General features: G+C 69.5%; 16 protein-coding genes. 15 read left to right on the top strand and 1 reads right to left on the bottom strand.

What is annotated here, in order from left to right; all coding sequences use genetic code 11:
* Positions 1-72 precede the first annotated feature (72 nt).
* The 14 genes from ACJ6WD_RS22220 to ACJ6WD_RS22155 all read left to right on the top strand — a co-directional run bounded on the left by ACJ6WD_RS22220 (position 73) and on the right by ACJ6WD_RS22155 (position 13,359).
* Positions 73-720: an L-threonylcarbamoyladenylate synthase gene (locus ACJ6WD_RS22220; RefSeq protein ID WP_016570918.1), complete on the top strand. Its 648-nt coding sequence runs from the start codon at positions 73-75 to the stop codon at positions 718-720.
* A complete protein-coding gene (locus ACJ6WD_RS22215) occupies positions 720-1,403 on the top strand; it encodes a protein-tyrosine-phosphatase (protein ID WP_233656780.1) in 684 nt (227 codons plus the stop codon). The genes ACJ6WD_RS22220 and ACJ6WD_RS22215 overlap by 1 nt, the downstream gene beginning before the upstream one ends.
* Positions 1,404-1,639: 236 nt before the next feature.
* Positions 1,640-3,028 carry a serine hydroxymethyltransferase gene (gene glyA, locus ACJ6WD_RS22210; RefSeq protein ID WP_233656779.1) on the top strand — a complete coding sequence of 463 codons (1,389 nt, stop codon included), beginning with the start codon at positions 1,640-1,642 and terminating at the stop codon, positions 3,026-3,028.
* Positions 3,029-3,172: 144 nt separating this feature from the next.
* The gene (locus ACJ6WD_RS22205) at positions 3,173-4,525 is read left to right on the top strand and encodes an MraY family glycosyltransferase (RefSeq protein WP_233656778.1); all 1,353 of its coding nucleotides are present in this window, start codon (positions 3,173-3,175) and stop codon (positions 4,523-4,525) included.
* A 287-nt stretch (positions 4,526-4,812) separates the two neighbouring features.
* A complete protein-coding gene (locus ACJ6WD_RS22200) occupies positions 4,813-5,250 on the top strand; it encodes a hypothetical protein (protein WP_016570922.1) in 438 nt (145 codons plus the stop codon).
* Between the two features lie 273 nt (positions 5,251-5,523).
* Entirely contained in the window at positions 5,524-6,318 is a 795-nt protein-coding gene (atpB, locus tag ACJ6WD_RS22195) for a F0F1 ATP synthase subunit A (RefSeq protein WP_016570923.1), read from the top strand.
* A 76-nt stretch (positions 6,319-6,394) separates the two neighbouring features.
* Positions 6,395-6,664 carry an ATP synthase F0 subunit C gene (gene atpE, locus ACJ6WD_RS22190; protein WP_016570924.1) on the top strand — a complete coding sequence of 90 codons (270 nt, stop codon included), beginning with the start codon at positions 6,395-6,397 and terminating at the stop codon, positions 6,662-6,664.
* Positions 6,665-6,707: 43 nt separating this feature from the next.
* Positions 6,708-7,274 (top strand): F0F1 ATP synthase subunit B, encoded by a 567-nt coding sequence (locus tag ACJ6WD_RS22185; RefSeq protein ID WP_016570925.1) that lies wholly within the window; start codon positions 6,708-6,710, stop codon positions 7,272-7,274.
* Positions 7,271-8,086: a F0F1 ATP synthase subunit delta gene (locus ACJ6WD_RS22180; RefSeq protein ID WP_233656777.1), complete on the top strand. Its 816-nt coding sequence runs from the start codon at positions 7,271-7,273 to the stop codon at positions 8,084-8,086. The genes ACJ6WD_RS22185 and ACJ6WD_RS22180 overlap by 4 nt, the downstream gene beginning before the upstream one ends.
* Before the next feature lie 210 nt (positions 8,087-8,296).
* Positions 8,297-9,889 (top strand): F0F1 ATP synthase subunit alpha, encoded by a 1,593-nt coding sequence (atpA, locus tag ACJ6WD_RS22175; protein ID WP_038521770.1) that lies wholly within the window; start codon positions 8,297-8,299, stop codon positions 9,887-9,889.
* Positions 9,890-9,909: 20 nt separating this feature from the next.
* Positions 9,910-10,827, top strand: coding sequence for a F0F1 ATP synthase subunit gamma (locus ACJ6WD_RS22170; protein ID WP_016577949.1), 918 nt, complete (start codon positions 9,910-9,912; stop codon positions 10,825-10,827).
* Between the two features lie 5 nt (positions 10,828-10,832).
* Positions 10,833-12,275: a F0F1 ATP synthase subunit beta gene (atpD, locus tag ACJ6WD_RS22165; RefSeq protein WP_233656775.1), complete on the top strand. Its 1,443-nt coding sequence runs from the start codon at positions 10,833-10,835 to the stop codon at positions 12,273-12,275.
* 105 nt (positions 12,276-12,380) lie between these two features.
* Positions 12,381-12,764, top strand: coding sequence for a F0F1 ATP synthase subunit epsilon (locus ACJ6WD_RS22160; RefSeq protein WP_016577951.1), 384 nt, complete (start codon positions 12,381-12,383; stop codon positions 12,762-12,764).
* 145 nt (positions 12,765-12,909) lie between these two features.
* Positions 12,910-13,359: a DUF2550 domain-containing protein gene (locus ACJ6WD_RS22155; RefSeq protein WP_016577952.1), complete on the top strand. Its 450-nt coding sequence runs from the start codon at positions 12,910-12,912 to the stop codon at positions 13,357-13,359.
* A gap of 61 nt (positions 13,360-13,420) precedes the next feature.
* On the opposite strand, the gene ACJ6WD_RS22150 is transcribed toward ACJ6WD_RS22155, so the two are convergent.
* Positions 13,421-14,635, bottom strand: a complete 1,215-nt coding sequence (locus tag ACJ6WD_RS22150) for a cytochrome P450 (RefSeq protein WP_233656774.1) — start codon at positions 14,633-14,635, stop codon at positions 13,421-13,423.
* Between the two features lie 728 nt (positions 14,636-15,363).
* Between ACJ6WD_RS22150 and ACJ6WD_RS22145 the strand changes: the two genes are divergently transcribed.
* Positions 15,364-17,708, top strand: a 2,345-nt coding sequence (locus tag ACJ6WD_RS22145; RefSeq protein ID WP_407616385.1) for a type I polyketide synthase, incomplete at its 3' end; no start/stop codon positions are given.

The following is a 17,708-nucleotide window of genomic DNA, read 5'->3' as shown; positions in this document are numbered from 1 at the left end:
TCCGGCGCCGATGCACCCGATGCATCCGCAGTTTTCGTTCCGCGTAACCGTTCCGCACGAGGAGGACCGCTAATGGCACGGCGATACGACTGCAGCGACGCGACCGACCGCGCGACCGGCCTGCGTGAGGCCGCCTCTGCCGTCCGCCGCGGCGAGCTGGTCGTGCTGCCGACCGACACCGTCTACGGCATCGGCGCGGACGCCTTCAGCCCGGAGGCCGTCGGCGACCTGCTGGAGGCCAAGGGCCGCGGCCGGGGAATGCCCTCCCCGGTGCTGGTCGGGTCCCCCAACACCCTGCACGGCCTGGTCACCGAGTTCTCCGAACAGGCATGGGAACTCGTCGACGCGTTCTGGCCGGGGGCGCTCACCCTCGTCGCCAAGCACCAGCCGTCGCTGACCTGGGACCTGGGCGAGACCCGCGGCACGGTCGCCGTGCGGATGCCGCTGCACCCGGTCGCGATCGAGCTGCTCAACGAGTTCGGTCCGATGGCGGTCTCCAGCGCCAACCTCACCGGCCACCCGTCACCGCAGGACTGCGACGCCGCCCAGGAGATGCTCGGCGACTCGGTCTCCGTCTACCTGGACGCCGGCCCGACGCCCGCCGCCGTGCCGTCGTCCATCGTGGACGTCACCGGCAAGGTGCCGGTGCTGCTGCGCGCGGGCGCGCTGAGCGCCGAGGAGCTGCGCAAGGTCGTCCCCGAGCTCGAGGTGGCGAATTGATGCCGCCCCCGGGGCGTGGCATAGCGGGACCAGGCGACGACTTCGGGTCCGTCCCGGCGGACCCCACGGCCCGTTTCCGCATCCTCCACGTCAGCACCGGCAACGTCTGCCGCTCGCCGATCACCGAACGGCTGCACCGGCACGCCCTGGAGGAGCGGCTCGGCGACGTCCGCGGCTGCGGCCTCCTGGTGGAGAGCGCGGGCACCTGGGGCCACGAGGGCGCCCCCATGGAGACGCACGCCGCCACCGTGCTCGCCGACTACGGCGCGGACCCGGTCGGCTTCATCGGCCGCGAACTGCTCGACGAGCACGTCATCCGGGCCGACCTGGTGCTCACCGCCACCCGCGACCACCGGGCCCAGGTCATCTCGATGGGGCACTCCGCCGGGCTGCGGACCTTCACGCTGAAGGAGTTCAACCGCCTGGTTCGCGCCATAGATCCGGCCACCTTGCCGGCGCCCGACCCGGACCTGCCCGACGGCGGGCTCGTCGAGCGCGCCCGGGCCCTGGTCGGCGCGGCCGCCGCGCTGCGCGGCTGGCTGCTCGCCCCCAACCCGGAGTCCGACGAGGTCTACGACCCCTACGGCGCCCCGATCACGTTCTTCCGCTCCATCGGTGACGAGATCAACCGCGCGCTCGATCCGGTGGTCACGGCGCTGACCGGCGTCCCGGCGCCGGCGTAACGCCCGCGGAGCGCCGGGGACGGCCCCGCGCACCGCAACGGCCCGGGGAACGGCCCTGACGGCCCCTCTGCGGCCCGTGGGCCGGCTCCGGGACCCCGATGCCCCGCCCGCCGCGCCCGATCCCCCTGCCGCGCCTACATTGGGATTGGGCCCTGCCCGGGCGATGAGGGTTCGGACGGGCCCTGGGGAGCACGAGACGACGTGCCCCTGGTCCCGTACGAGGCCCGGAGCCAGCGATGCCCGCCACCACCGCGTCATCCCGCCGTACGTCCTCCGCCGACCGCACCGCGGCCGCCGAGCCCCGCATGGCCGCGGCGGCCGAGACCGCACAGCAGCAGGCGACCACCGCCGCCCGCGACGACGTCACCCGACCGCCCGGCTCCCCGGACTTCGCGGCGCTGCTGCGGCAGGACCCGGAGATCGCCGGCGTGCTGCTCGCGGAGAGCGCCCGGCAGAGCGACGGGCTCCAGCTCATCGCCGCCGAGAACTTCGCCTCCCCCGCGGTCCTGGCCGCCCTCGGGTCGCCGCTGAGCAACAAGTACGCCGAGGGCTATCCCGGCGCCCGCCACCACGGCGGCTGCGAGATCGTCGACCTCGCCGAGCGGATCGCGGTGGAACGCGCGAAGGCCCTCTTCGGCGCCGAACACGCCAACGTCCAGCCGCACTCCGGATCGTCCGCGGTGCTGGCCGCCTACGCCGCCCTGCTGCGTCCCGGGGACACCGTCCTGGCGATGTCCCTGCCGCACGGCGGGCACCTCACGCACGGTTCGCCGGCCAACTTCTCCGGCCGGTGGTTCGACTTCGTGGGCTACGGCGTCGACGCGGCCAGCGGCCTGCTGGACTACGACGCGATCCGCGCCCTGGCCCGCGAACGGCGGCCCAAGGCCCTGGTCTGCGGCTCGATCTCCTATCCGCGGCACATCGACTACGCGGAGTTCCGCGACATCGCCGACGAGACCGGCGCCTACCTGATCGCCGACGTGGCGCACCCGATGGGGCTGATCGCCGGACGGACGGCGCCCAGCCCGGTGCCGTACGCCGACGTGGTGTGCGCGACCACGCACAAGGTGCTGCGCGGGCCGCGCGGCGGAATGATCCTGTGCCGGGGGCGGTTGGCGGAGCGCATCGACCGTGCGGTGTTCCCGTTCACCCAGGGGGGCGCCCAGATGAACGCGGTCGCGGCGAAGGCGGTGGCGTTCGCGGAGGCCGCCCGGCCGGCCTTCCGGGCCTACGCCCATCAGGTCATCGCCAACGCCCGGGTGCTCGCGCAGGCGCTGGCCGAACAGGGCCTGCTCCTCACCACGGGCGGCACCGACACCCACCTGATCACCGCCGACACCGGTCCGCTCGGCGTGGACGCGCGCACCGCCCGCGGCCGGCTGGCCGCCGCCGGCATCGTGCTGGACACCTGCGCGCTGCCGCGTGCCGGGGCGCCCGCGCCGGCCGGCCCCTGCCCGACCGGCATCCGACTGGGCACCGCCGCGGTGACGACGCAGGGGATGACCGAGGCCGAGATGCGCCGGATCGCCGAGCTGATCGGGGCGGCGCTGCGGGAGGACGGCGCGGTGCGGGCCGCGGTCGCCGGTCTGGTCGGTCGGTTCCCGCCGTATCCGGCTCAGGACTGAACGGCAGTCGTCCGGGTCCGGACGGGTTCGGGCGGGTTCCGGAACCGTTCGCGGGCAGGTGGGCGTCCTTGCTGGTGTTCCCCGTATTCACGGCCTGGGGTCGGACGCGCATAAGGTGTGGGGCTGTGATGGCCAGCTATCTCGATGGGGCAGCCCGTGCGTGAATACCTGCTGACGCTGTGCGTCACTGCCGCGGTGACCTACCTGCTGACCGGCCCGGTGCGGAAGTTCGCGATCGCGGCCGGAGCGGTGCCGGAGATCCGCGCCCGTGACGTGCACCGCGAGCCGACTCCGCGGCTTGGCGGGATCGCGATGTTCGGCGGGTTGTGCGCGGGACTGATGGTGGCCGCGCACCTGACCAACCTCAAGAGCGTCTTCGAGACCAACGAGCCGCGGGCGCTGCTGTCCGGCGCCGCGCTGATCTGGATCCTCGGCGTCCTGGACGACAAGTGGGGCGTGGACGCGCTGGTCAAGCTGGGTGGCCAGATGATCGCCGCCGGCGTGATGGTCCTCCAGGGCCTGACGATCCTCTACCTTCCGGTCCCCGGCATCGGCACCGTCGCGCTGACGCCGATGCAGGGCACGCTGCTGACCGTCGCGCTGGTCGTCATCACCATCAACGCGGTGAACTTCGTGGACGGCCTGGACGGTCTGGCGTCCGGCATGGTCTGCATCGCAGCGGCCGCGTTCTTCATGTACACGTACCGGCTCTGGTTCGGTTACGGCATCGAGGCGGCCGCGCCCGCCACCCTGTTCTCGGTCGTCCTGATGGGCATGTGCCTGGGCTTCCTGCCGCACAACATGCACCCCGCGCGGATCTTCATGGGCGACTCCGGCTCGATGCTGATCGGCCTGGTGATGGCGGCCGGTGCGGTCTCGCTGACCGGCCAGGTCGACCCGGACCTGCTCAACCAGAAGGCGGGCGGCCTGCGCGAGGCGACCCACGCGATGGTGCCGGTCTACATCCCGCTGCTGCTGCCGCTGACGATCATCGCGGTGCCGGTCGCGGACCTGATTCTGGCCATTGTGCGACGGACCTGGAAGGGCCAGTCGCCGTTCGCCGCGGACCGCGGGCACCTGCACCACCGCCTGTTGGAGATCGGCCATTCCCACAGCCGTGCGGTGCTGATCATGTACTTCTGGTCGGCGCTGATCGCGTTCGGTGCGGTGGCGTACTCGGCGAACGACGCGAGCATGTGGATCGTCCTGGGGATCGTGCTGCTCAGCGCGGTCGGCCTGGTGCTGCTCCTGCTGCCGCGCTTCACCCCGCGGGCCCCGCTGTGGGCCCAGCGGCTGGTCCCGCCGCGCTACCGCAGGGTCGTCCGTGAGCCGCTGTCGGCGACCGCGGCGGCGGGGGAGGAGCCCGCGGACGGTGCGGTCGACGAGGCGGCCGGAGAGGAGCGTCGGACGCCGATTCCGGCCGGGATCCACGGGGCCACTGCCATCGGCGACCGGTCACGCTTCGTGGACCGCCGGAGGGCGGGGAGTCACCGCTGAGGCGCTTCGTCGTCGCTCGAACGTGCCGTAAGAATCGGGATGGTTGACCCCATACCAGACAATCGACGGCCTGTCAGTGCACCTATGGGCGGCGTCACTCTCACGTGTGACAGGATCCACACGAACCAGGTAAAGACCTCATCAAATAGTTTGTGATACCGTTCACGAAACCCGGCGATAGAGCCGAAGGACCGTAGTGCGACGGTCCATTGGCCTCAGGTTCTTCCTCAGGCCGGGTCTACGCTCGTCCCTGACGACACACCCCCACCCATTGCCGGAGCGCCACCATGCAGTCGAATGACGCCCGACTACTCCTCCACGCCGCTGTGCCCACCGTTGCCGCCGGCGCCATCGCCGTTGCCGTGAGCGGGGCGATCGCGGGTGCGACGGGAGCGATCGGCGCCGTCGTCGGCACCGTACTGGTGGTGCTGGTGATGGGCGCAGGACTCATCGTCCTGCAGCAGACCGCGAAAAAGCTTCCGCAGTTGTTCCAGATGATGGGGCTGCTGCTGTACACCGTGCAGATCCTGTTCGTGGCGGTGTTCCTCATCGCCTTCAAGGACACAAACCTCTTCGACACCAAGGCATTTGCGCTCACTCTGCTCGCTGCCACCCTCGTGTGGATCGCCGCTCAGACGCGCGGTCACATGAAGGCGAAGATTCTGTACGTGGACCCCGACTCCGCGGAGGGCAAGAAGGCGGAGACGGCGGGGTCGCCGACGTGACACGTAGGGCCGAGATAAATGGCCTCAGGCGGGCCTGCTATCGTCCGGTGCCAACTGCGGCGCTGATGGCGCAGGCGGCTGAGCTCCCGGAGTCCACGCGTAGGAACGGGAAGTTCTCGCGGCCGATGCCCAGGTCCGGCCTTGTGTCGACCAGCCGCCCCCTAATCCGTAACACCAGTCCAGTGCCGCTCCGTGGTTCAACGCCGCGCCGACACAACGAGGTTGCCGTACCCATGCGCCACGCTGAAGGAGCTCGCGGTGAGTGCTGAAACGATGCTCGCCTTCGAGACCGATTGCCACATCTTTTCCGGGTGCGGCTTTGATGCCCCCGGGCTTCATAACTTCGTCTTCGAGCCGCTCTTCACCATCGGCGGCTTCGAGTTCAACAAGCCGATGCTGCTGGCTCTGCTCAGCACGGTCGTTGTTGTGTGGTTCTTCTGGGCTGCATTCGGCCGGGCGAAGGTCGTGCCCGGAAAGCTCCAGTTGATCGGCGAGGCGGGTTATGACTTCGTGCGCCGCGGTCTCGTCTACGACGCGCTGGGCAAGAAGGAGGGGGAGAAGTACGTCCCCTTCATGGTCTCGCTGTTCTTCTTCGTCTGGATCATGAACATCTGGTCGATCATCCCCGTCGCCGCCTTCCCGGTGACATCGGTGATCGCCTTCCCGGCGGGTCTCGCGGGGATCGTCTACATCCTGTGGGTCTTCCTCACCTTCAAGAAGCACGGCTTCGTCGGCGCCTTCAAGAACTTCACCGGCTACGACAAGTCGCTCGGCTGGGTCCTGCCGCTGCTCATGGTCATCGAGCTCTTCTCGAACCTGATCATCCGGCCGTTCACCCACGCGGTGCGTCTCTTCGCGAACATGTTCGCGGGCCACCTGCTGATCCTGATGTTCACCATCGCCAGCTGGTACCTGCTGAACGGGGTCGGCTTCGTCTACGCCGGTGCCTCGTTCATCATGACCCTCCTGATGACGGCCTTCGAGCTGTTCATCCAGGCCGTCCAGGCGTACGTCTTCGTCCTTCTGGCCTGCAACTACGTCCAGGGCGCGCTCGCCGAGCACCACTGAGCACCCCGCCTCCCACCCCAATAGCTGTCCGGTGGCCAACCCCCACCGGTACGTGAAACGAGAAGGAAGTAACGGCATGTCCGCTGCTCTCGAGATGGTCAACCACCTCGCCGCCGCCGGCGACTCCGCGAAGACCACGGTCGTCGGCAACGTCGCCGCCATCGGTTACGGCCTCGCGGCCATCGGCCCCGGCGTCGGCGTCGGCATCATCTTCGGTAACGGCACCCAGGCCCTGGCCCGCCAGCCCGAGGCCGCCGGCCTGATCCGCACCAACCAGATCATGGGCTTCGCCTTCTGTGAGGCGCTCGCCCTGATCGGCATCGTCATGGGCTTCGTCTACAAGTAAACCGAAGCCGCATCGACTACCCATCCAGACGGAAGGCACTGATGTGAACGCCCTGGTCAACTTGGCGGCGGAGGTTCCTGAGAACCCCCTCGTCCCGCCGATTCCAGAGCTGGTCATCGGCCTGATCGCTTTCTTCATCGTCTTCGGCTTCCTCGCCAAGAAGCTCCTCCCGAACATCAACAAGGTTCTGGACGAGCGTCGGGCGCAGATCGAAGGCCGGATCGAGGATGCCGAGGCGACTCAGGCCGAGGCCCAGCAGGTTCTCGCGGACTACCGGGCCCAGCTCGCCGACGCTCGTCACGAGGCCGCGCGCCTGCGCCAGGAGGCGCAGGAGCAGGGCGCGACGCTCATCGCCGAGATGCGCGCCGAGGGCCAGCGGCAGCGTGAGGAGATCATCGCCGCCGGTCACGCCCAGATCGAGGCGGACCGCAAGGCGGCTGCGCAGTCGCTGCGCCAGGACGTGGGCACCCTCGCCACCGAACTGGCCGGCAAGCTCGTCGGCGAGTCCCTTGAGGACCACGCCCGGCAGAGCCGGACCATCGACCGCTTCCTCGACGAGCTCGAGGCGAAGGCGGCGTCGGACGCGACGAAGGCTGAGGCCGGCCGATGAATGGAGCGAGCCGCGAGGCACTCTCCTCCGCACGCGAGCAGTTCAACGCGCTGACGGACAACGCGTCCGTCGACGCGGCGAAGCTCGCCGAGGAGCTGGCTGCCGTCACCGCTCTGCTCGACCGTGAGGTGTCGTTGCGCCGGGTCCTCACCGACCCGGCGCAGCCCGGCGAGGCGCGGGCCGAGCTGGCCCGCCGGCTCCTCGGCGGACAGGTCGGCGAGGCCACCCTCGACCTGTTCACCGGCATGGTCCGGGACCGCTGGTCGCGTTCGCGCGACCTGTCGGACGCGGTCGAGGAGCTGGCCCACAGCGCCGACCTCGTCGCGGCCCAGCGGGCCGACCGACTGGACGACGTCGAGGACGAGCTGTTCCGGTTCGGCCGGATCATCGCGTCCAACGGTGAGCTCCGCCGTGCGCTGACCGACCAGAAGGCGACGGTGTCCGCCAAGACGGAACTGCTGCACTCGCTGCTGGGCGGCCGGGCCAATCCGGTCACCGAGCGGCTGGTCATCCGTCTTGTCGCGCAGCCGCGGGGCCGTAGCCTGGAGGCGGGGCTCGACGCCCTCTCCAAGCTGGCGGCGGCCCGCCGCGACCGGATGGTCGCGGTGGTCACCTCCGCGGTGCCGCTCAGCGACGGACAGCGCCAGCGCCTCGGCGCCGCGCTGGCCCAGCTGTACGGCCGGCAGATCCACCTGAACGTCGACGTGGACCCCGAGGTCCTCGGTGGTGTGCAGGTCCGGATCGGCGACGAGGTCATCAACGGGACCATCGTGGAGCGCCTCGACGAGGTGTCTCGGCGGATGGCCGGCTGACCCAGCCACCAACTCAAGAGCTGCGCACCCGGCGGCCGCACCCCGGACCCGCCGGACCGACAGGTCCGGCCGTGGTCCGGACGACGCTCCGGGAGAACAGCACAAGCACGACGGCGGCCCGAGTTGGGCCGTAAGCGGAAGACGCCGGGGGACGAGCCCCCGGACAGCCGCAAGTAACTTCGGGCCCAACAAGGAGAGCAGGGAACCCAGATGGCGGAGCTCACGATCCGGCCGGAGGAGATCCGGGACGCGCTGGAGAACTTCGTCCAGGCGTACAAGCCGGACGCGGCCTCGCGCGAAGAGGTCGGCACGGTCAGCGATGCCGGTGACGGCATCGCGCACGTCGAGGGCCTGCCCTCGGCGATGGCGAACGAACTGCTGAAGTTCGAGGACGGCACGCTCGGTCTTGCGCTGAACCTGGAAGAGCGCGAGATCGGTGCGGTCATCCTCGGTGAGTTCAGCGGCATCGAGCAGGGCCAGCCGGTGCAGCGCACCGGTGAGGTGCTCTCGGTCGCCGTGGGCGAGGGCTACCTCGGCCGCGTCGTCGACCCGCTGGGCAACCCGATCGACGGCCTCGGCGAGATCGAGACCGAGGGCCGTCGTGCCCTGGAACTGCAGGCCCCCACGGTCATGCAGCGCAAGTCCGTCCACGAGCCGATGGCCACCGGCTACAAGGGCGTCGACGCCATGACGCCGATCGGCCGCGGCCAGCGTCAGCTGGTCATCGGTGACCGTCAGACCGGCAAGACCGCCCTGGCCGTCGACACGATCATCAACCAGCGCGACAACTGGCGTTCCGGCGACCCGAAGAAGCAGGTCCGCTGCATCTACGTCGCCATCGGCCAGAAGGGCTCCACCATCGCGTCGGTGCGCCGCGCGCTGGAGGAGAACGGTGCGCTGGAGTACACCACCATCGTCGCCGCCCCGGCGTCCGACCCGGCGGGCTTCAAGTACCTGGCCCCGTACACCGGTTCGGCCATCGGTCAGCACTGGATGTACCAGGGCAAGCACGTCCTGATCGTCTTCGACGACCTCTCGAAGCAGGCCGACGCCTACCGCGCCGTGTCCCTGCTGCTGCGCCGCCCGCCGGGCCGTGAGGCCTACCCGGGTGACGTCTTCTACCTGCACTCGCGTCTGCTGGAGCGCTGCGCCAAGCTCTCCGACGAGATGGGCGCCGGCTCGATGACCGGTCTGCCGATCGTCGAGACCAAGGCGAACGACGTGTCGGCGTTCATTCCGACCAACGTCATCTCCATCACCGACGGCCAGTGCTTCCTGGAGTCGGACCTCTTCAACGCGAACCAGCGTCCGGCGCTCAACGTCGGTATCTCGGTCTCCCGCGTCGGTGGTTCCGCGCAGCACAAGGCCATGCGCCAGGTCTCCGGCCGGCTCCGCGTGGACCTCGCCCAGTACCGCGAGCTGGAGGCGTTCGCCGCCTTCGGTTCCGACCTGGACGCGGCCTCCAAGGCGCAGCTGGAGCGCGGCAAGCGCATGACCGAGCTGCTCAAGCAGGCCCAGTACGCCCCGTACTCGGTCGAGGACCAGGTCGTCTCCATCTGGGCCGGCACCAACGGCAAGATGGACGACGTCCCGGTCGAGGACATCCGCCGCTTCGAGCGGGAGCTCCTCGACTACCTCCACCGTGAGAAGAAGGACCTCCTGACCAGCATCCGCGAGGGCGCGAAGATGTCGGACGACACCATCGGTGCGGTGTCCGAGGCCATCGACGGCTTCAAGCGGCAGTTCGAGACCTCGGACGGCAAGCTGCTCGGCGAGGACGCCCCGGCCGGCACCGGCAAGTGACGACGGAAGGGACCTGATCCATGGGAGCCAAGCTCCGGGTCTACAAGCGTCGCATCCGTTCCGTCACCGCGACCAAGAAGATCACCAAGGCGATGGAGATGATCGCCGCCTCGCGCGTCGTCAAGGCGCAGCGCCAGGTGGCGGCATCGACGCCGTACGCGAGTGAACTGACCCGCGCGGTGACGGCGGTTGCCACGGGCTCGAACACCCAGCACCCGCTGACGACCGAGGCGGCCAAGCCGGCCCGCGCCGCGCTGTTGCTCATCACGAGCGACCGCGGTCTGGCCGGTGGCTACTCCTCCAACGTCATCAAGGCCGCGGACCTGCTCACCGAGCGGCTCAAGGCCGAGGGCAAGGAGGTCGACGTCTACATCGTCGGCCGCAAGGGCGTGTCGTACTACAACTTCCGCGAGCGCAAGGTCGTGGAAGCGTGGACCGGCTTCACCGACAGCCCGACGTACGCGGACGCGAAGACGGTCGCGGCACCGCTCATCACGGCCGTCCAGCAGGACACCGCCGAGGGCGGCGTGGACGAACTCCACATCGTCTACACCGAGTTCGTCTCGATGATGACGCAGACGGCGATCGACAACCGTCTGCTGCCGCTCAGCCTCGACAAGACGGCGGAGTCGGAGGACGCGCCCAAGGGCGAGGTCCTCCCGCTGTTCGACTTCGAGCCGTCGGCCGAGGACGTCCTGGACGCCCTGCTGCCGCGGTACGTCGAGTCGCGGATCTACAACGCGCTCCTGCAGGCCGCCGCCTCCAAGCACGCCGCCACGCGGCGCGCGATGAAGTCGGCGACCGACAACGCAGAAGAGATCATCAAGTCGCTCTCGCGGCTTGCCAACGCGGCCCGACAGGCCGAAATCACCCAGGAAATCAGCGAGATCGTCGGCGGCAGTGCCGCACTGGCCGACGCGACCGCGGGGAGTGACTGACAACTATGACCACCACTGTTGAGACGGCCGCTGCCACGGGCCGCGTCGCCCGGGTCATCGGCCCGGTCGTCGACGTGGAGTTCCCCGTCGACGCGATGCCGGAGATCTACAACGCGCTGCACGTCCAGGTCGACGACCCGGCCAACCCGGGCGAGAAGCGGACGCTGACCCTGGAGGTCGCGCAGCACCTCGGCGAGGGCCAGGTCCGTGCGATCTCCATGCAGCCCACCGACGGTCTGGTCCGCCAGGCCCCGGTGGTCGACACGGGTGCGGGCATCACCGTCCCGGTCGGCGACATCACCCAGGGCAAGGTGTTCAACACCCTCGGCGAGATCCTGAACGACCCGGAGGCCGCTTCGCAGGTCACCGAGCGTTGGGCGATCCACCGCAAGGCCCCGGCGTTCGACCAGCTCGAGTCGAAGACCGAGATGTTCGAGACCGGCCTGAAGGTCGTCGACCTGCTGACCCCGTACGTCAAGGGCGGCAAGATCGGTCTGTTCGGTGGTGCCGGTGTCGGCAAGACCGTTCTGATCCAGGAAATGATCATGCGTGTGGCGAAGCTGCACGAGGGCGTCTCCGTGTTCGCCGGTGTCGGCGAGCGCACCCGTGAGGGCAACGACCTCATGGACGAGATGGAGGAGGCCGGCGTTCTCGACAAGACCGCGCTGGTCTTCGGCCAGATGGACGAGCCCCCGGGCACCCGTCTGCGCGTGGCCCTGGCCGGTCTGACCATGGCGGAGTACTTCCGCGATGTGAAGAAGCAGGACGTGTTGTTCTTCATCGACAACATCTTCCGCTTCACCCAGGCCGGTTCCGAGGTCTCGACCCTGCTGGGTCGCATGCCCTCGGCCGTGGGTTACCAGCCGAACCTGGCCGACGAGATGGGCATCCTTCAGGAGCGCATCACCTCGACCCGTGGTCACTCGATCACCTCGATGCAGGCGATCTACGTCCCCGCGGACGACCTGACCGACCCCGCGCCGGCCACCACCTTCGCGCACCTGGACGCCACCACCGTTCTGTCGCGTCCGATCTCGGAGAAGGGCATCTACCCGGCGGTCGACCCGCTGGACTCGACGTCCCGCATCCTGGACCCGCGGTACATCGCGCAGGAGCACTACGACACCGCCTCGCGCGTGAAGTCGATCCTGCAGAAGTACAAGGACCTCCAGGACATCATCGCGATCCTCGGCATCGACGAACTCGGCGAGGAGGACAAGCTCATCGTCCACCGCGCCCGTCGCATCGAGCGCTTCCTGTCGCAGAACACCCACGCTGCCAAGCAGTTCACGGGTGTCGACGGCTCGGACGTCTCGCTCGACGAGTCGATCACCGCGTTCAACGCGATCGCCGACGGTGAGTACGACCACTTCCCCGAGCAGGCCTTCTTCATGTGCGGCGGCATCGACGACCTGAAGAAGAACGCCAAGGAGCTGGGCGTCTCCTGACCCCATCGGTCCCGGAGGCGGCCCTGGCCGCCTCCGGCCCGTACGACCACTAGTATTTGACCCAACACCTGCCACACCAGGCAGGTGGAGACCCGAGGAGCCATCGTGGCTGAGCTGCACGTCGAGTTGGTCGCCGCGGACCGTCAGGTCTGGTCCGGCGAGGCCAGCCTGGTCGTCGCGCGCACCCCGTCGGGCGACATCGGCGTCATGCCCGGACACCAGCCGCTGCTCGGCGTGCTGCAGTCGGGCCCGGTGACGATTCGTACGACCGGTGAGAGCGGGGACGGCACCGTCGTCGCCGCAGTGCACGGCGGCTTCATCTCGTTCGCCGACAACAAGCTGTCCCTGCTCGCAGAGGTGGCCGAGCTGTCGGACGAGATCGATGTCCAGCGCGCGGAGCGGGCTCTGGAGCGAGCGAAGTCGGCGGCCGACGCGGCCGCCGAGCGTCGCGCCGATGTCCGGCTGCGTGCGGTGGCGGGCGTTCACTGAGCCCCGTCACCGACGAGATCGATCCTCAGCCGCGGGCTGCCCGGAGTTCCGGAGCGGTCCGCGGCTGAGGCAATGCAGGTGCGTTTCCCTATCCCCGGACTCCACCCGGGGGTACCCCCACAGCGAAGCGAGGAGGTCGGTCGAGATGGTCCTCGCTCTGCTTGTGAGCGGCATCGTCGTGGTACTGGTGCTGCTGGGCCTGTTCGTCTTCGGATTGCGGCGCAGGCTCATCCAGAAGTCCGGGGGGACGTTCGACTGCAGCCTCCGGTGGAACGTGCCGGAGGAGAGCGGCGACCCCAGCGGCAAGGGCTGGATCTACGGGGTCGCCCGCTACAACGGTGACCGGGTGGAGTGGTTCCGGGTCTTCTCGTACGCGCCGCGCCCGCGGCGACTGCTGGAGCGGGCCTCCATCGAGGTGGTCCAGCGGCGCACCCCGCAGGGCGAGGAGGAACTCGCGCTGCTCTCCGACGCCATCGTGCTCACCTGCCGGCACCGCGGGACGCGGCTTGAGCTGGCGATGAGCGAGGACGCGCTGACCGGTTTCCTGGCGTGGCTGGAGGCGGCGCCGCCCGGCCAACGGGTGAACGTGGCCTGAGCGGCGCCGACGCGCCGGCCGGTGCCCGCGGCGTGCGACCCGCCGCCGTCGGGCGGACGCCTCACACGATGACCGGCAGCTTCTCCAGACCGTGGATGATCGTGCTGAAGCGGTAGGTCAGCTCGTCGAGGGCGAGCGCCGGCTTGATGTCCGGGAAGCGCGCCAGGAGACGCCCGAGGGCGATCTCCCCCTCCATCCGGGCCAGGGGAGCGCCGAGGCAGAAGTGCGCGCCGTGGCCGAAGCCGAGGTGACCACCCGCGGGACGGGTGACGTCCAGGCGGTCGGGGTCCGCGAAGCGGCCGGCGTCGCGGTTGGCGGCCAGCAGGGAGACCACGACCAGTTCGCCGGCGGGGATGGTCACGCCGCTGAAGGTGACGGGTTCCGCGGTGGAGCGGAACGTGGCCGTGTTGATCGGCCCGTCGTAGCGCAGGAACTCCTCGATCGCACCGGGCAGCAGCGCGGGGTCGGCCCGCAGGGCGGCGAGCTGGTCGGGGTGGCGCAGCAGCGCGAGGACGGAGTTCCCGATGAGGTTGACGGTGGACTCGTTGCCGGCGACCAGCAGCAGCAACGCCATCGAGATCAGCTCTTCCTCGCTGAGCCGGTCCTCCTCGTCCCGGACCTGCACGAGGCCCGAGAGCAGGTCGTCGGCCGGGCGGGCGCGCTTCTCGGCGAGGAGCGCGCCGAGGAAGGCGAACATCTTCTGGCCGGCCTCGGCGGTCTCGGCGGCGTCCGCCGAGGAGAGCAGGGCGTTGGACCAGTCGGTGAAGACGCCGCGGTCCTCGGGCGGGACGCCCAGCAGGTCGCAGATGACGATGATGGGGAGCGGGAGCGCGAAGGAGGCGAGGAGGTCCACCTCGCTGCCCCGCGGCAGGGCGTCGAGCAGCTCGTCGGTGACTTCTTCGATGCGAGACCGCATCGCGGCGACCGTGCGCGGGGTGAAGGCGCGGTTGACGAGCCGGCGGAGCCGGGTGTGGTCCGGCGGGTCGGTGTTCAGGAGGTTGCCGGACAGCTCGTCGACCCAGCTCTCCCGGGCCTCCTGGCTCACCAGGTGATTGCGCAGGATGCCGTCCACGTCGGACTTGTCGGAGCGCAGCCGTGGATCCGAGAGCGCGGCGCGGACGTCGTCGTAGCGGGTGAGCAGCCAGACCGCTAATCCCTGGGGCAGAACCACCTTCTGCACCGGCGCCTCGTCGCGCATCTTCGCGTACAGGGCGTGCGGATCGCGCAGGCTCTCGGCGGTGAAGGCGTCGGCGTGGGGCAGGGAGCTGTTGCTCATGATGCCTCCGTGAAGTGTCGGACGGCCCACAGGGCCGGAACGCAGGCCGTCAGCCCGGCGGTCGTGCACCGTCGGAGGGATGCGCACCGCATCGTGGCAGCGCGCGTGCGGTGGGGTGACGGGACCTGGGAACGGGCTCCCCGGCGGTGCAGCCCGGTCGGAACATACGGCGGCGGTGTGCTGTGCAATGGCTGGGTATTGCAAACGCAATGGAGTGAGGGCGTCGGGCCTGCCCACCGTACGGCTATGGATCATAGGGCATGGATTCGGCCGCGGAAAGAGGTCGATCAACTTCCTTTACTTGCGGGAGAGTTGGGGAGGCCGGCGGGGTTCGGCCGGGGGGTGGTGAGGTGGTCGAGGGCATCGCGGCGGGGGGCTGAGGGGGTAACTGGCCTGGGGTTTTCGTCAGGCCGCGGACGCCCCGGGCGAGGGGACGGCGCCGGCTGAACGGGCCGGTGGGCCCCCAGGGCTCGGCCGTTCGGCCCTTGCGCGGAACGCCCTCGCGTGGTCAGGATCGCGCCGCATCCGGCGGGGGCCGGCGGGGCCGGCGTGGCGTGGTGACATCAGAGCGTTCATGTGATCGGAAAGTCCTGGCGCAACGGCGGAATCGATGTATAGGCTGCCGGAGCCGGGGTGTTGACCATCCCCCGTGCCTTCGTAGTGCACCACATCGCCAAAGACTTTCAGCTTGAACGAGCTCGTGTGCCAGCGAAAATGGGGGATAGCAGGTGGCTGTGTCGTTCGTGCCAGAAGAAGAGTCCGAGCAGACCCCGGACGTCGCAATCGTCGGTATGGTGGGGAGCTTCCCCGGAGCCACCAGCGTCGGGGAACTCTGGGACCTTCTGCGCACGGGACGCGAGGGATTAACCCACTTCACCGAAGAGGAACTCCTGGCGCACGGGCGGAAATCCGACCTGGTCGCCGATCCGCGCTATGTGCGCTCCCACGGCGTCATACCAGACGTCGACCTCTTCGACACGGCCTTCTTCGAGTTCACCCCCGCCGAGGCCGAGATCATCGACCCTCAGCAGCGGCTTTTCCTGCAACATTGCCATGCCGCACTGGAGGACGCGGGGTACGACCCGTCCCGTTTCCCGGGACTCATCAGCGTGTATGCCGGCGCGGCCATCAACACGTACCTCCAGAACAACGTCCTGCCGAACGTGGACCAGACCACGACGTCCAACCACTTCGCCGTCATGGTCGGCAACGACAAGGACTACCTGGCGACCCGGGTCGCGTACAAGCTGGACCTCAAGGGCGCCGGCTACACCGTGCAGACCGCCTGCTCCACCTCGCTGGTGGCCATCCACCTCGCCTGCCAGGGGCTGGTCAACGGCGAGTGCGACATGGCGCTGGCCGGCGGGGTGACCGTCAAGCTTCCGCAGGAGAAGGGGTACCTGTACGAAGAGGGCGCCATCCTGTCCAAGGACGGCCACGTACGGGTCTTCGACGCCGGCGCCAGCGGGACGGTGCTGGGCAACGGGGTGGGTGTCGTGGTGCTCAAGCTGCTGCGCGACGCGCTCGCCGACGGCGACACCGTGCACGCGGTGATCAAGGGCACGGCGACCAACAACGACGGCTCGCTGAAGGTCAGTTACGCCGCGCCGGGCAAGGACGGGCAGGCCGCGGTCGTCGCCGAGGCGCACGCCGTCTCCGGAATCGACCCCGAGACGATCGGTTACGTCGAGGCGCACGGCACCGGCACCCGCTTGGGCGACCCGGTCGAGGTTTCCGCACTCAGTCAGGCATTCCGTGCGGCCACCGACCGAAAGGGCTTCTGCGGCATCGGCTCGGTAAAGTCCAATCTTGGACATCTTGATGCCGCCGCGGGCGTCACCGGAGTCATCAAGACCGCCCTCATGCTGCGCCACAAGGCGCTGGCCCCCACCATCAACTTCGATCGCCCCAACCCGGAAATCGACTTCGCGAACAGCCCGTTCCGGGTGGTCGACGAGTTCCGCCCGTGGGAAAGCGACGGCATTCCGCGCCGGGCCGGGGTCAGTTCGTTCGGCATCGGCGGCACGAATGCCCACGCGATCCTCGAAGAGGCACCGGAAGGCGTTCCCGCCGATCCCGGAGCGCCGGCGAACCTATTCGTCCTGTCGGCGAAGACCGCCACCGCGCTCGACGCGATGACCAGGAATGTGGCGGGTCACCTGCGGGCCCATCCGGATCTCTCCGCGGCCGATGCGGCCTTTACGTTGGCGGTCGGTCGACAGCAGTATCCGCACCGTCGCGCGGTGCTCTCCCATGGCGATGCCGGAGCTGCTGCGGAAGCCTTGGAAGCCGCTTTGCAGAAGGATTCCGAGGCGGCCGGGAATTCCGTGCCGAAGCCGGTGCGCACGGCAATTCCGCTGCATTTCGTCTTCCGGGGCGAGCTGGCCGATGCGGAGGACCTCGCCGCCGAACTTTGCGCAAGTGAAGAACCCTTCAAGAGGTACTACCAGGCCGCTCGGCGGGCCGGGGCGGGCAAGCGGGGCGCGGCCGGTACGGGCTTCGCGGTGCAGTACGCCCTCGGCCGGGTGTGGCTGGAGCGGGGTCTGGTGCCCGCCGTCGCGTACGGGCAGGGGCCGGGTGGGTTGGCCGCGGCGTGCGTGGCGGGTTCGCTCACGCTCAAGGACGCGATGGCGCTGCTGGACCAGGGCCGGGGTGCCGTGGACGCGTTCGTGCAGGGGCCCCAGGAAGGACGCCCCGAGGGGCGGCGCAGGCCGCGGTTCGCGGTGAAGTCGCTTGTCGCACAGGGGCGTTCGGCGGACGACGGGGCCGCGGTGGTGCTGGAGGCGAGCGCGGAGGCGCCGCTGGAGACCGTGCGTCGGGTGTGGCTGGCCGGCGGCACCGTCGACTGGTCCGGGCACTTCGCCGACCAGCGACGCCGGCGGATCTCCCTGCCCACCTACCCCTTCGAGGGTCGGCGCGTCTGGATGGACGAGCCCGTGCACGCGGCCGGGTCGGCCGAGGGGACAAGTGCGCCCGCTGTCGGGGCTGTTGCGGGTGGGTTGCATCCGTTGGTGGATGCGAATGTGTCGTCGTTGTTTGAGCAGCGGTATGTGGCCAGGCGGGATGGGGGTGA

The organism is Streptomyces sp. VTCC 41912, assembly GCF_045799175.1.
Classification (GTDB): domain Bacteria; phylum Actinomycetota; class Actinomycetes; order Streptomycetales; family Streptomycetaceae; genus Streptomyces; species Streptomyces albulus_C.
The sequence above is the reverse complement of the archived record's forward strand: the minus strand, read 5'-3'. Positions and strand labels throughout refer to the sequence as shown.

Coding starts and splice junctions, on each gene's coding strand:
- ACJ6WD_RS22220 (WP_016570918.1), top strand. CDS start 73: ATGGCACGGCGATACGACTGCAGCGACGCGACCGACCGCGCGACCGGC.
- ACJ6WD_RS22215 (WP_233656780.1), top strand. CDS start 720: ATGCCGCCCCCGGGGCGTGGCATAGCGGGACCAGGCGACGACTTCGGG.
- glyA (WP_233656779.1), top strand. CDS start 1,640: ATGCCCGCCACCACCGCGTCATCCCGCCGTACGTCCTCCGCCGACCGC.
- ACJ6WD_RS22205 (WP_233656778.1), top strand. CDS start 3,173: ATGGGGCAGCCCGTGCGTGAATACCTGCTGACGCTGTGCGTCACTGCC.
- ACJ6WD_RS22200 (WP_016570922.1), top strand. CDS start 4,813: ATGCAGTCGAATGACGCCCGACTACTCCTCCACGCCGCTGTGCCCACC.
- atpB (WP_016570923.1), top strand. CDS start 5,524: ATGCTCGCCTTCGAGACCGATTGCCACATCTTTTCCGGGTGCGGCTTT.
- atpE (WP_016570924.1), top strand. CDS start 6,395: ATGTCCGCTGCTCTCGAGATGGTCAACCACCTCGCCGCCGCCGGCGAC.
- ACJ6WD_RS22180 (WP_233656777.1), top strand. CDS start 7,271: ATGAATGGAGCGAGCCGCGAGGCACTCTCCTCCGCACGCGAGCAGTTC.
- atpA (WP_038521770.1), top strand. CDS start 8,297: ATGGCGGAGCTCACGATCCGGCCGGAGGAGATCCGGGACGCGCTGGAG.
- ACJ6WD_RS22170 (WP_016577949.1), top strand. CDS start 9,910: ATGGGAGCCAAGCTCCGGGTCTACAAGCGTCGCATCCGTTCCGTCACC.
- atpD (WP_233656775.1), top strand. CDS start 10,833: ATGACCACCACTGTTGAGACGGCCGCTGCCACGGGCCGCGTCGCCCGG.
- ACJ6WD_RS22155 (WP_016577952.1), top strand. CDS start 12,910: ATGGTCCTCGCTCTGCTTGTGAGCGGCATCGTCGTGGTACTGGTGCTG.
- ACJ6WD_RS22150 (WP_233656774.1), bottom strand. CDS start 14,635: ATGAGCAACAGCTCCCTGCCCCACGCCGACGCCTTCACCGCCGAGAGC.